The organism is Methylobacterium sp. GC_Met_2 (assembly GCF_026540795.1).
In the GTDB taxonomy this organism is placed as follows: Bacteria; Pseudomonadota; Alphaproteobacteria; order Rhizobiales; family Beijerinckiaceae; genus Methylobacterium.
Genome location: NZ_JALNUM010000019.1, coordinates 29,170 through 41,922, shown reverse-complemented (window position 1 = coordinate 41,922; position 12,753 = coordinate 29,170). Strand labels below are relative to the sequence as shown.

General features: G+C 70.9%; 9 protein-coding genes. 2 read left to right on the top strand and 7 right to left on the bottom strand.

Going from position 1 to position 12,753, the window contains the following annotated elements; all coding sequences use genetic code 11:
• Positions 1 to 20: 20 nt before the first annotated feature.
• A complete protein-coding gene (locus OXS49_RS09605) occupies positions 21 to 1,412 on the bottom strand; it encodes an ActS/PrrB/RegB family redox-sensitive histidine kinase (protein WP_244007276.1) in 1,392 nt (463 codons plus the stop codon).
• 332 nt (positions 1,413 to 1,744) lie between these two features.
• On the opposite strand from OXS49_RS09605, the gene phaZ reads away from it, so the two are divergent.
• Entirely contained in the window at positions 1,745 to 3,022 is a 1,278-nt protein-coding gene (phaZ, locus tag OXS49_RS09600) for a polyhydroxyalkanoate depolymerase (protein WP_276081630.1), read from the top strand.
• Between the two features lie 379 nt (positions 3,023 to 3,401).
• On the opposite strand, the gene OXS49_RS09595 is transcribed toward phaZ, so the two are convergent.
• The 3 genes from OXS49_RS09595 to OXS49_RS09585 are packed head-to-tail and all read right to left on the bottom strand — an operon-like array spanning position 3,402 to position 7,082.
• Positions 3,402 to 4,334, bottom strand: a complete 933-nt coding sequence (locus OXS49_RS09595; RefSeq protein ID WP_267423768.1) for an ABC transporter permease — start codon at positions 4,332 to 4,334, stop codon at positions 3,402 to 3,404.
• Positions 4,300 to 5,259, bottom strand: a complete 960-nt coding sequence (locus tag OXS49_RS09590; protein ID WP_267423767.1) for an ABC transporter permease — start codon at positions 5,257 to 5,259, stop codon at positions 4,300 to 4,302. Before OXS49_RS09590 ends, OXS49_RS09595 begins: the two co-directional genes overlap by 35 nt.
• Positions 5,260 to 5,291: 32 nt before the next feature.
• A complete protein-coding gene (locus OXS49_RS09585; RefSeq protein WP_267423766.1) occupies positions 5,292 to 7,082 on the bottom strand; it encodes a peptide ABC transporter substrate-binding protein in 1,791 nt (596 codons plus the stop codon).
• A 197-nt stretch (positions 7,083 to 7,279) separates the two neighbouring features.
• Here OXS49_RS09585 and OXS49_RS09580 point away from each other — a divergent pair, with 197 nt between their 5' ends.
• Complete coding sequence (locus tag OXS49_RS09580) at positions 7,280 to 8,698, top strand: M20 family metallopeptidase (protein ID WP_267423765.1); 1,419 nt, start codon at positions 7,280 to 7,282, stop codon at positions 8,696 to 8,698.
• Positions 8,699 to 9,127: 429 nt separating this feature from the next.
• On the opposite strand, the gene OXS49_RS09575 is transcribed toward OXS49_RS09580, so the two are convergent.
• From OXS49_RS09575 to OXS49_RS09565, 3 genes are read right to left on the bottom strand one after another with little or no spacing between them, the layout of a single operon-like run.
• Positions 9,128 to 10,465: an LLM class flavin-dependent oxidoreductase gene (locus OXS49_RS09575; protein WP_267423764.1), complete on the bottom strand. Its 1,338-nt coding sequence runs from the start codon at positions 10,463 to 10,465 to the stop codon at positions 9,128 to 9,130.
• A gap of 14 nt (positions 10,466 to 10,479) precedes the next feature.
• Positions 10,480 to 11,532 (bottom strand): LLM class flavin-dependent oxidoreductase, encoded by a 1,053-nt coding sequence (locus OXS49_RS09570; protein ID WP_267423763.1) that lies wholly within the window; start codon positions 11,530 to 11,532, stop codon positions 10,480 to 10,482.
• A 4-nt stretch (positions 11,533 to 11,536) separates the two neighbouring features.
• Complete coding sequence (locus tag OXS49_RS09565) at positions 11,537 to 12,511, bottom strand: ABC transporter substrate-binding protein (RefSeq protein ID WP_267423762.1); 975 nt, start codon at positions 12,509 to 12,511, stop codon at positions 11,537 to 11,539.
• Between the last annotated feature and the right edge of the window lie 242 nt (positions 12,512 to 12,753).

The following is a 12,753-nucleotide window of genomic DNA, read 5'->3' as shown; positions in this document are numbered from 1 at the left end:
GTCGGTTCTTGGTCTGTCCCTTATATAGGGACGACATCGCGCGGGGGCAGGGGGTGTTGGATATTGAGTTCCGGCGAATGACGCGGCGCTGCCCCGCGCTCGAAGATGTGGCGGGCCCAGGACACGCGCACCACTGCCCCGTGGGCCTCCGGCGTGGGCACGTTCATCAGCACGAGCTGGGCGCCTGAGCGCTCGATCAGGGTCTTGGCGATGAACAGCCCGAGCCCCAGCCCCGCCCCGACGGTCCCGCCCGATTGCGGCCGGTCCTGACTGCGGGTGGTGACGTAGGGCTCGCCGGCCCGCAGCAGAACCTCGCTGGAGAAGCCCGGACCGTCGTCCCGGATCTCGAGCCAGACCCGCTCCTGGCTCCAGCGCCCCTCCACGGACACCCGCGCCTCGGCGAAGTCCGCGGCGTTGTCGAGGATATTGGCGAGGCCGAACATCACCCCCGGGTTGCGGCGGCAGGCCGGCTCCGGCCCGTCCCCGAGGCTCGTGATGTCGAGCGCGGTGCCGAGCGCCCGCTGCGGAGCCACCAGCTCCTCGACGAGGTGGCTGAACGTGACCGTCTCCAGGAAGCCGGCGCCGGCGCCGTCGCCGTCGAGCGAGGTGAGCTTGCCCAGGATGCCGCGGCAGCGGTCGACCTGCTCGCGCAGCAGGTTCAGATCCTCCGCCACCGCGGGCGAGGCGGTGGGGCCGAGCTGGCGGATCAGCTCCTTGGTGACCAGCATGATGGTGCCGAGGGGGGTGCCCAACTCGTGGGCGGCCGCGGCTGCCAGCCCGTCGAGCTGGGACAGGTGCTGCTCCCGGGCGAGCACGAGCTCGGTGGCGGCCAGCGCCTGGGCGAGGAGCCGCGTCTCCTCCGCCACCCGCCACGCGTAGACGCCCGTGAACGCGGTGCCGAGCAGGATCGCGGTCCAGACGCCCGAGACGTACAGGAACGGCAATTCGATCCGCCCGTCCGCGAACCAGGGGAGCGGCCGGTGGACCAGGGCCAGCAGGGTCGCGAGCCCCACGGCCAGCAGGCCCAGCGCCAGCGTCCGCTCCGGCGGCAAGGCGGTCGCCGAGATCAGCACGGGGGCGAGGAACAGCAGCGAGAACGGGTTCTGCAGCCCGCCCGTCAGGAACAGCAGGGCGGCGAGCTGCACGATGTCGAACGCGAGCAGCAGGGCCGCGGAATCGTCGCTGAGCCGGTAGCTCGCGGGGAAGCGGATGCGCAGCGCGAGGTTCAGCCAGGACGAGGTGGCGATCACCAGGAAGCACCAGCCGAAGGGCAGCGGCAGACCGAGGCCGAACTGCGCCCCGACCACGGCGGCGCTCTGGCCGGTGATGGCGAGCCAGCGCAGGCGGACGAAGGTGTCGAGCCGCAGGTGTCGCGCGTCGCGGACGAGGCCGTTCAGATCGGAATCGGGCATGCACTGCTTCGGTGGGGCGTCGGGCGGACTGAGCCGGTACGAAAGTTTCGCGACAGCCGGCGACGTTCAAGTCCGGCGATGTCGCGGATGCGGGAGGCCGGCAAATTTTCCGGGGCAAGTCTTCCGGGGCAAGTCTTCCGGGGCAAGTCATCCGGGGCAACTCATCCGGGCCGAATCGTCACAGGCGCCATCGTCACAGGGGAAATCGTCCCCATCTGGGGATGTTCCATTATCGTTCAGGGTGGAACATTATCCTGCCAATTCCGGTCGGGGGGCGTTCGGTGCCGGTTGGCCCGCAACACCGAAGGCCGGCGGCAGACCGTGAGGTAACGATGCTCCTGGCCTATTCGATGTACGAGGGCGCCCGCGCCCTGATGACGCCGGCCCGGGTCGCCGCCGATCTCACGCGCTACGGCCTCCAGATTCCCGGCAATCCGCTGGCCTACGGGCCCTACGCGCGGGCGGTCAGCGCGGGCTGCGAGATGTTCGAGCGCGTCACCCGCCAATACGGCAAGCCGGCCTTCGGCTTCACCGAGACGATGGTCGACGGGCAAGCGGTGCCGGTCAGCGAGCGGGTGGTGTGGGAGCGGCCGTTCTGCCGCCTGATCGCCTTCGACCGCGCCTTCCCGACGCCGCCCACCGAGGCGCAGCCGAAGCTCCTGATCGTCGCGCCGATGTCGGGCCATTACGCCACGCTGCTGCGCGGCACCGTGGAGGCGATGCTGCCGAACCACCGGGTGTTCATCACCGACTGGACCGACGCCCGGATGGTGCCGCTGCTGGCCGGCCGCTTCGACCTCGACGACTACATCGACACCCTCCAGGAGATCTTCGCATTCCTGGGGCCGGATCTGCACGTCATGGCGGTGTGCCAGCCGGCGGTGCCGGTCTTGGCCGCGGTGGCGCTGATGGAGGCGGCCGACGAGCCCGCCGTGCCGAGTTCCATGACCCTGATGGGCGGCCCGATCGACACGCGCCGCTCGCCCACCGCGGTGAACTGCCTCGCGCAGGAGCGCGGCCAGAAGTGGTTCGAGCAGAACACGATCAGCCTCGTGCCGCCGATCTACCCGGGGGCGTGGCGCCGGGTCTATCCGGGCTTCCTGCAGCTCTCCGGCTTCATGGCGATGAACCTCGACCGGCACGTCACCGCCCATTCGGACATGTTCGACCATCTGGTGGGCGGCGACGGCGACTCGGCCGAGAAGCACCGGGACTTCTACGACGAGTACCTCGCGGTGATGGACCTCACCGCCGAGTACTACCTCCAGACGGTGCAGACCGTGTTCGTGAACCACGCCTTGCCGAAGGGTGAGATGCAGCACCGGGGCGTTCCGGTCGATCTCGGGGCGATCCGCCGCTGCGCGATCCTGGCGGTCGAGGGCGAGAACGACGACATCTCCGGCGTCGGCCAGACCAAGGCGGCGCTCGACCTGACGCCGAACCTGCCCGATGCGCGCAAGGCCTATCACCTCCAGGCCGGGGTGGGGCATTACGGGGTGTTCAACGGCTCGCGCTACCGCACGGTGATCGCCCCGCGGATCGCGGCCTTCATCCGCGCCATGCAGGCGGTGCCGGCCGCGCGCGGCGGCCATCTGCGGCAGGTGGGCTGAGGCTGGAGAAAGCGGGTGCTGCTCGGTGTAGAGCGCGCGCCCTCTCACGCCGCGAGCCTGCGATGTTCACGCATCGGGTCTTGAAGGTCGCGACGCCCCCCTCTCCCCGCTTGCGGGGAGAGGCCCGCACGGACCTCGTCGTCCGTGCGGGAAGCGAGAGGCGAAGCCGGAGCGGCGGTGATTCCGGAAGAGACTCCTCCGTTCAAGCCCCCTCACCTTCGGCTGCCGCCTCGCTCCGGCGACGACAAGGTCGCCGGAGCCCTCTCCCCGCAAGCGGGGCGAGGGGTTTGCTGGTGCTTTCGTCGGCGCAGCGCGCGATGTGTGCATACCGTAGCCCCCGCCGGAGAGGGGAACAGCGCCTGCCGTTCAGACGGTCCGGTCACAGAACCCGCCGCGGATCGAGCGCATCGCGCAGGCCGTCGCCGATGAAGTTGATCGACAGCACGGTCAAAAAAATCGCGCCCCCCGGGAACAGCGCCCAGTGGGGCGCGACGTCCAAGTGGTCCTTGGCGTCGAACAGCAGCCGCCCCCAAGTCGGGATGTCGGGCGGGAAACCGAGCCCCAGGAACGAGAGCGTCGATTCCGCGATGATCGCCGCCGAGACCTCGATCGAGGCGGCCACGATCACCGGCCCCAGCGCGTTCGGCAGGATGTGGCGGCGCACGAGGTGCCCGGTGGTCGCCCCCTGCGAACGGGCCGCCTCCACGAACTCCTTCTCCCGGAGCGTCAGGAACTGCGCCCGCACCAGCCGGGCGACCGGCATCCAGCGCAGGCCCCCGATCACCGCGACGATCATCAGGAACACGCCGCCCTGCGTGCCGAACACGGCCTTCAGGCTGTCGCGGAACAGGTAGATCACCAGCAGCAGCAGCGGCAGTTGCGGCAGCGACAGGAACAGGTCGGTCAGCCACATCAGCAGGGGGTCGAGGAGGCGGCGCGACATGCCGGCCAGCGCCCCGACCAGCACCCCGATCAGGCTCGCCACCGCCATGGCGGCGAAGCCCACGGCGAGGGAGATCCGGCCGCCATGGATCATCCGGGACAAGAGATCCTGGCCGAGATCGTCGGTGCCGAACGGATGGTCCCAGGACGGGCCCTGGAGCTGGGCGGCGAAATCGATGTCGTCGATGGCGACCGGCCAGAGCAGGCCGCCGAACACCACGCCGGCGACCAGTACGGCCAGCACGCCGACGCTCGCCAGCGCCAGCCGGTGCCGCCGGAAGCGCCGCCACGTCTCCCGCCCCGGCGAGGCCGGCACGCGGGCAGGGGCCATCGCCTCATCGGAGGGCGATGCGAGGGTCGAGCCAGCCATAGAGCAGGTCCGCGACGAGGTTGAACAGGATGACGAGGCCGGCGAACACGAAGGTCACCGCCATCACCACCGGCGTGTCGTTGGCCAGCATCGCGTCGATCAGCAGCGAGCCGATGCCGGGGATCCGGAAGATCTGCTCGGTGACGATGGCGCCGCCGAACACCGCCGGGATCTGGAGGGCGACCAGCGTCACCACCGGGATCAGGGCGTTGCGGGCGATGTGCCGGCGGGTCACCGTGCCCTCGGAGAGGCCCTTGGCGCGGGCCGTGGTGACGTAGTCGAGCCGGGCGACGTTCAGCGCCGAGGCGCGCACGTACCGGGTGTAGGAGGCGGCCTGGAAGAAGCCCAACACCGCCACCGGCATGATCGCCTGCCGGATGTTGGCCCACATCCAGGGGAGGCCGGAGCCCGGCAGGTCGGCCTGGTAGACGAAGGGCAGCCAGCCGAGCTTGATCGAGAACAGCAGGATGAACAGCAGGCCGGTGAAGAAGGTCGGCAGCGAGAAGCCCACGAAGGCCAAGGTGTTGGCGACCTGATCGGCCAGCGAGTAGGGCCGGCGCGCGGCGTAGAGACCGACCGGCACCGCGATCAGCAGCGCCAGCACCTGGGAGGAGCCGACGATGAACAGGGTCGTCGGCAGCCGCTGCAGGATCAGCGCATCGACGTTGACCCGGCTGGCGAACGAGAAGCCCCAGTCGCCGTGCAGCATGGCGGTGAGCCAGTGCAGGTAGCGGGTGAAGATCGGGTCATCGAGGCCGAACTTCACCCGCAGGGCCGCCCGCACCTCCGGGGGCACGTTCGGGTTGCTGGCGAGTTCGCCGAACGGGTCGCCCGGCGCGAGCGCCAGGACGGTGAACAGGATCAGGCTGATGCCGAGCAGGCTCGGGATCGCGATCAGGAGCCGTCGCAGGATGTAGGCGCCCATTGGTGTGCCCCTTCTTGGCGCCGCGCTCCCGCTCAGGCCTCCCGGTACCAGTCGGGCAGGAACGACAGGTCGTTGTCCCAGCCGCTGCGGGGCGCCGTGAGCGTGGCGCCCACCGCCGAGACCTCGGCCCGGTGGATCAGCGGCAGCACGTTCTCGGAGACCGCGAGGTCGTTGCAGGTGATCAGCAGCGCTGCGCGCTTGACCGGGTCGAGCTCGCTCTGGGCGGCGGTGTAGGCCTTGTCGTAGGCGTCGTTGCGCCAGCGCACGACGTTGCGGCCCTGCCACTTGTTGGCCTTCTGGGCGACCTCCCAGGAGGCGTACATCAAGAGCCAGATCGCCGGATCGGCCTGGGTCATGCTGTAGGCGTACATCTCCATGTCGGCGTAGAAATGCGTGCAGGTGTCGGGGTTGGCCGGATCGGAGGAGAAGAACACCGAGCCGGTGACCGATTTCAGCTCGATCGCGATGCCGGCCTTGGCGGCCGCCTGCTTGATGATCGCCTGGGTCTTCTGGCGCGGGGCGTTGATCGAGGTCTGGAAGACCAGCTTGAGCGTCTTGCCGTCCTTGGCGCGGATCCCGTCCGAGCCCTTGGTCCAGCCGGCCTCGTCGAGGAGCGCGTTGGCGCGTGCCGGGTCGAAGGCGAAGCTGGTATCCTTCGAGACGAAGCGCTCGGGGCCGTTCACCGTGTTGGCGGTGGCCTTGCCGGTGCGGCCGTAGATGTAGGTCTGGATCGACTTGCGGTCGACCAGCAGGTTCATCGCTCGGGCTACCTTCGGGTCCGAGAAGGCGGGGTGCTTGGTGGTGATCGAGGACCGCTCGCCGTCGACCTCGACGTTCGGGTCGGTGGCATTCAGCAGCAGGAATTCCAGCTTGCCGCCGTAGACCACGTCGACCCGGCCCTTGCCGCCGGTCTCCAGGCGCTTCAGCACCTCGTCCTCGATCAGCATGTTCCAGGCGTAGTCGTACTCGCCGGTCTGGAGCACGGCGCGGGCGGCCGAGACCGCATCGCCGCCGCCCTTCATCTCGATCGTGTCGAAATACGGCCGGTTCGGCAGGTGGTAATCCGGGTTGCGCGCGCCGCGGACGATGTCGCCGGGCCGGAACTCCACGAACCGGTACGGGCCGGTGCCCACGGGGGCGAGGTTCTGCGGCGCGTCGCGCGATTTCGCGCCGCTATAGGGGCCGAACAGGTGCTGCGGCAGCACCATCCCGACGATGCCCACGAAGGCGTCGCACCAGAACGGTGTCGGCTTGTCGAACAGGACCCGGACGCTGAGGTCGTCGATCTTCTCGACCGTGCAATCCTTGTAGGAGCCGGCCGTCACCGCCGCAGTGGCGGGATCGCGGGCATACGCCCAGGTGAACACGAGGTCGTCGGCGGTGAGCGGCTTGCCATCGTGCCATTTGACGCCCGGCTTGAGCGTCCAGACCACCGAGCGGCCGTCGGCGGCCAGCGCCCCGTTCTCCTTGGACGGGATCGTGGCGGCCAGCACCGGCACGAGGTTGCCGTCCGGGTCCCAGGCGGCGAGCGGCTCGTAGAAGATCCGCGAGGCGTCCTGATCCTTGGTGCCGACCGCGAAATGCGGGTTGATCAGCGTCGGCGCCTGCCACCACAGGAGCTTGAGCGCGCCGCCGCCGCCGGCCTTGGTCGGCTTGTAGCCGGCCCGGATACCGGCCGCCATCGCCACGCCGTTGCCGGCCAGCATCAGCCCGGCCATCGGCGCGCTGAGGCCGACCGCCACCATCCGCTGCACGAAGGCGCGCCGCGACAGGCGGCCGTCCTTCACACGTCCGATGAGGCCGCGCAGATCCCGCTCGTCCATGATCATTCCTGATTGCCGCCGTGATGGGCACAGCACCATTCCGAATGCGGTGTTGGCAAGGGGCGGGCCAGTGACGCTTCAATCGAAACGTGTTGACGATCCGGCATGCCGGACGCCTTCCTGGCCCCGGCCCTGCATGCACGAACGCCCGCCAGGGTGGCGCGGGTTCGATCGGGACCACACCGGGAGACGACACGATGGATAACCGCAGCACCGTGTGGCGCCATGTCGACGCCCGGAAGGCGCGGCTGATCGCCCTGTCGGAGCGGGTCTGGGGCATGCCGGAGGTCTGCTACACGGAAACGCGCTCCTGCGCCGAGCACGTCGCCGAATTGCGCCACCAGGGCTTCCGGATCACGGAAGCGGTCGCCGGCATCCCCACCGCGGTGATGGGCGAGGCCGGGGAGGGCGGGCCGGTCATCGCGTTCCTCGGCGAGTACGACGCGCTGCCCGGCCTGTCGCAGGAGGCGGGCGTGGCCGAGCCCCGGCCGATCGAGCCGGGCGGGCACGGCCATGGCTGCGGCCACAACCTCCTCGGCTCGGCGGCTCTGCTGGCCGCCACAGCCGTCAAGGACTGGCTCGCCGAGACCGGCACCCCCGGCCGCGTGCGCTATTACGGCTGCCCGGCCGAGGAGGGCGGGGCCGCCAAGGCCTTCATGGTCCGCGCCGGCGCCTTCGCGGATGCCGACATCGCGATCTCCTGGCACCCGGGCAGCTTCTGGGAGGTGGCGCCGCCGGCCGCGCTGGCCAACACGCGGGCGGACTTCACCTTCACCGGGCGGACCGCCCACGCCGCGGCGGCTCCGCATCTCGGACGCTCGGCGCTCGACGCCGTGGAGCTGATGAGCGTCGGCGTGAACTACATGCGCGAGCACATGCCCTCGGATGCAAGGGTGCACTACGCCTATCTCGACGCGGGCGGCATCGCGCCGAACGTCGTGCAGGCGGGGGCGCGCGTGCGCTACTCGATCCGCGCCCGCGATCTGCCCGGCATGCTGGCCCTGGTGGAGCGGGTGAAAAAGGTGGCGCAGGGCGCCGCGCTGATGACCGAGACCGCGGTCGAGGTGCGGATCGTCAGCGCCGTGTCGAACCTCCTGGGCAACACGCCGCTGGAGCAGGCGCTCCACGGGGTGATGGAGGAGCTGGGGCCGCCGCCCTTCGACGATGCCGACCGGGATTTCGCCGAACGAATCCGCGCGACGCTCAGCGACGGCGACATCGACGCCGTGTTCCGTGCCATCGGGATGCCGCGGACCGCGGCGCCGCTCGCGGATTTCCTCGTGCCGCTCGACGCCCCGCGCAACCCCGCGATCGGCTCGACCGATGTGGGCGACGTGAGCTGGGTGGTGCCGACCGTGCAGGCGCACGCCCCGACCGTGGCGATCGGCACGCCGTTCCATACGTGGCAGGTGGTGGCGCAGGGAAAGACCCCGGCGGCCCACAAGGCGATGGTGCAGGTCGCCAAGGCGATGGCGGCCACCGGCACCCTGGCGCTGACCGATGCGGCCCTGCGGGACGCCGCCCGGGCGGATCTCGCCCGGCGGCGGGGCGCGGCCGGCTACGTCTCGCCGCTGCCCCCGGAGGTCGAGCCGCCGCTGCGCATGTCGTTGGCGTGAGGCGGATGGGGCAGAGACGTTTCCGCGCGTCTCCCGCCCCTGCAGAGCTACGGGCTGCACAGGGTTCGGGCTCGAGACTGATGACAGAGCGCGACCGGCCCCCTCTCCCGAGCGGGAGAGGGTTGGGGTGAGGGATGAGAACTATCCGGACGAGGCGCGCACCTGACGGTGCGTTACCGATGCGCTCGATCCTGAAAGACCTGATCCCTCACCCTGTCCCTCTCCCGCTCGGGAGAGGGGACCCGCGCCCTTTCAAGCCAGCGACTGAGCCTTCTGAGACAGCAAACCTGTGTAGCCCGTAGCCCGCAGAGGGGGGAGGGAGACGCGCGGCTGCCCGTCAGCCCTGTCCGATGACGTTTTGTGCATCCGCAAGCCCGCTCCGAAGAGGGCGCGGCGCTCCATAATCCCGCGTGCCACGCCTTGGCAACCTCAAGCAGAAAGCGAAGCCCCACCGCTGGCATAGCGGCTCGGCGGCCGTGCCAGCCCGAGATGGTCGCGCAGGGTCGCGCCCGCGTAGTCGCGGCGGAACAGGCCGCGCCGCTGCAGGATCGGCACGACCGCGTCCACGAAGGTCTCCAGCCCGTCCGGCAGCACGTCGGGCATCAGGTTGAAGCCGTCCGCCGCGCCCGCCCGGAACCACGCCTCGATATCGTCGGCGATCGCCTCCGGGGTGCCCGCCATGATGCGGTGGCCGACGCCGCCGCCCAGCGCCCGCAGGAGCTGGCGCACCGTCAGACCCTCGCGCCGGGCGAGCGCGACCGTGCCTGAGAACATCGTGTGGTTGGCGTCCGGCGGCAGGGGCAGCGGGTCGGGCAAAGGCTTGTCGAGCTCGAGCCGCGTGGGGTCGATCCGCAGCGTCCCGGCGAGCCGGGCGAGGCTGTATTCCAGGGGCACGAGATCCCAGAGTTCGTCCTGCCGCCGCCGCGCCTCGGCCTCCGTGGAGCCGATCACCGTGGCGAGGCCGGGCAGGATCACCAGCGCGTCCGGCCCGCGCCCGTAGCGCGCCGCCCGCGCCCGCAGGTCCCGGGCATACGCCACCCCGTCCGCGATGGTCTGCGCGAGCGAGAACACCGCGTCCGCAGTGGCGGCGGCGAGTTCGCGCCCGTCCTCCGAGCCGCCCGCCTGGAAGGTCACCGGGCGCCCTTGCGGGCTGCGCGGCACCGTGAGCGGCCCTTCGACGGTGTAGTGCGCGCCGCGATGGTTCACCGCATGCACCTTGGCGGGATCGATGAACCGGCCGCGCGCCGTGTCGCCGAGGAACGCGTCGTCCTCCCAACTGTCCCACAGGGCGTGGACGAGGTCGGTGAATTCCCGCGCCCTTGCGTAGCGCGCCCCGTGCTCGGAGGCGCCCGCGAAGCCGAAATTGCGGCCCGCGGCGGCGTCCGCGGTGGTCACCACGTTCCAGCCCACCCGGCCGCGGCTCACGAGGTCGAGGCTCGCGAAACGGCGGGCGAGGTTGAACGGCGCGTTGTAGGTGGTCGAGGCGGTGGCCACGAGGCCGACATGGCGCGTCACCGCCGCGATGCTCGCCAGCACCACCGTGGGTTCGAGGGCGTTGAACGGCCGGTAGTCGATCCGGTCGTTGATCGCCGGGGTGTCGGCCAGAAAGATCGCGTCGAGCTTGCCCCGCTCGGCGACGCGGGCGACGCGGATGAAGTGGTCGATGTCCACGAAGGCGTCCGGCCGGCTCCCCGGCAGCCGCCACGCGGACGGGTAGACGCCGGAATGCAGCAGGTTGACGTTGAGATGCAGGGTGCGGCCGGTCATCGGTGGGCTCCGGGTCAGCGGACGCGCGGCAGAACCTGCCCGGCGAAGCGGCGCATCTCCGCCTCGAACGGCTGGAACTGCAGCATGAACAGGTCGATCCCGGCGGCGTGGAACGCGCGGATCCGCTCCGCTACGGTCTCGTAGCTGCCGACCAGCCCGGCCGCGGTGCCGCCGTTGGTGCCGACATGCCGGGTGGCCGCCGCGTCGGTCTTGGCGAACATCACGCTGGCCGTGTCGGTGCGGGCGCGGGTGTCGGCGCGCAGGTCCGCGTCGCGCTGTGCCAGGGCGAGGAGCCGCGCGTGCTCGGCCTGCGCCTCCGCGTCGGTGTCCCGGGCGATCACGAAGGCCGAGAGGCCGTAGCGCAGCGGGCCGTTGGCCGCGGGCCGCCGCGCCACGTCGGCGATCAGCGCCGCGACGTCGGCGAGCGGCTGGCCGTTGATGAACCAGACATCGGCGTGGTCGGCCGCCAGCGCCCGGGCGGGCTCCGACTCGCCGCCGACATAGAGGGTCGGCCGGGGCCGGACGGTACCGGCGGGGCGAAGCTGGTAATCCGCGACCTCGAAATGCGCGCCCGCGAAAGTGACCCGCTCGCCGCGCATCAGCCGGTCCACGAGGCCGATCCATTCCCGCCCGTAGGCGTAGCGATCGTCATGGGCGGGGAAGGGGAGGCCGGCCCGCTCGAACTCGGCGCGGTTCCAGGCATTCACGAGGTTCAGGGCGAAGCGGCCGCCGCTGATGTGCTCGATCTGCAGCGCCATCTTGGCGAGCACCACCGGATGGTAGAGCCCCGGCTTGATCGCCGCGATGATCTCGATGCGGCGGGTCAGCGCCGCGAGCGCCGCCGCGGCGGTCCAGGCCTCCAGCTGGTCCCGCTCGGCGTCGTAGGGGTTCATCGTGTGCTGGGCGACCAGCACGGACTCGAAGCCCAGGGCCTCGGCCTCCAGCACCAGGGCGCGGTTGCGCGCCCAGCTGGCGTCGTCCGGCTCGTCGGGATCGTGGTGCGCGGCCCGGGAGCCGTGGACGGCCGCCCAGATGCCGAAGCGGGGCGCGGTGACGGGGCCGGCCATCGGCTCAGCCCCGCCCGGCCGGCGGCTGCCAGATCGGCACGGCGGTGGCGTCGATCCGGCGGGGGATGAGCTTGGCCTCGTGGAACACGTCGGCGATGGCCTGCTGCTCGCCGAGCTGGCCGCGCTCCACCGGCTCGACCGCGTAGGTGCGGCGGCTGTTGGCTGCGGCCACGACGGGCGGCGGCAGGTCGCCCCAGATCGGGGCCAGGAGCGCCACGGCCGCCTGCGGGTTCGCCCGCATCCAGGCGCCGGCCTCGACCAGCGACCGGTAGATCGTGGCCACCACCTCCGGCTGGGCGGCGACGAAGCTGTCGTTGGCGAGGTAGTAGCGGTGGTAGCTCGTCAGCCCGGCGGCGTCGGCGATGACCCGCACCGGGCGCTTGGCCTCCGCGAAGGCGAGGAACGGGTCCCAGATCGACCACGCGTCGAGGCTGCCCTGCTCGAAGGCGGCCGCGCCCTCGGGGGCCTGGAGATAGGCCGGCTTGATGTCGGCGAAGGTCAGCCCGGCACGCTTGAGCGCGGCGGCCAGCACGTAGTGGCTGCCCGAGCCTCGGGACACGCCGACCGTGCGGCCCTTGAGGTCCGCCACCGTGCGGACCGGCGAGTCCGCGGGCACGATGATCGCCTCGGCGGCGGGTGCGCCGCGCTCGCGGGCGTAGAAGGTCAGGGGCGCCCGGGCCGCCTGCGTGAAGATCGGCACCGCGTCGGCGACGTCGGCATGGATGTCGACCGCGCCCGCCGTCATCGGCTCGATCACACTGGTGAACAGGTGCCAGCTCGGCGCGAAGCCCAGCGGCGCGAGGCGCTCGGCCAGCGTGCCCTTCACCTTGAGCACGGTGAACAGCACCGAGGAGCGCTGCAGACTGATCTTCACCTCGCGCGGCGCCGCGTGCACGGAAGGCGCGCCGAGCGCCACGGCGGCGGCTCCGCCGAGACCGGCGCGCAGGAGCCGGCGCCGGGACAGGGTTTCGTCGGTCATCGGGCGCTCGGGGGGCATCGGGTCAGGTGGGATGAGGAGCCGGAGACGTGGACTCGGCGCTGAGTCGGCGAAGCTTTTCGCCCCATCGCGACCGCCTCCATTGGTGGCCGAGGTCGATTCCAGGATCAAGGAAACAGTTTTTCGATCTTTCCGCCGCTCGTGGAAGTCGATCCTGCATCGGATCGTAACGGCAGCGATGCTGTTCCGATTGGTAGGCGACAACGTGCGCCGACAATGATCGC

What these genes read in the sequence shown, in the direction of transcription:
- OXS49_RS09605 (WP_244007276.1), bottom strand. Translation starts at nt 1,412, where the DNA reads ATGCCCGATTCCGATCTGAACGGCCTCGTCCGCGACGCGCGACACCTG.
- phaZ (WP_276081630.1), top strand. Translation starts at nt 1,745, where the DNA reads ATGCTCCTGGCCTATTCGATGTACGAGGGCGCCCGCGCCCTGATGACG.
- OXS49_RS09595 (WP_267423768.1), bottom strand. Translation starts at nt 4,334, where the DNA reads ATGGCTGGCTCGACCCTCGCATCGCCCTCCGATGAGGCGATGGCCCCT.
- OXS49_RS09590 (WP_267423767.1), bottom strand. Translation starts at nt 5,259, where the DNA reads ATGGGCGCCTACATCCTGCGACGGCTCCTGATCGCGATCCCGAGCCTG.
- OXS49_RS09585 (WP_267423766.1), bottom strand. Translation starts at nt 7,082, where the DNA reads ATGGACGAGCGGGATCTGCGCGGCCTCATCGGACGTGTGAAGGACGGC.
- OXS49_RS09580 (WP_267423765.1), top strand. Translation starts at nt 7,280, where the DNA reads ATGGATAACCGCAGCACCGTGTGGCGCCATGTCGACGCCCGGAAGGCG.
- OXS49_RS09575 (WP_267423764.1), bottom strand. Translation starts at nt 10,465, where the DNA reads ATGACCGGCCGCACCCTGCATCTCAACGTCAACCTGCTGCATTCCGGC.
- OXS49_RS09570 (WP_267423763.1), bottom strand. Translation starts at nt 11,532, where the DNA reads ATGGCCGGCCCCGTCACCGCGCCCCGCTTCGGCATCTGGGCGGCCGTC.
- OXS49_RS09565 (WP_267423762.1), bottom strand. Translation starts at nt 12,511, where the DNA reads ATGACCGACGAAACCCTGTCCCGGCGCCGGCTCCTGCGCGCCGGTCTC.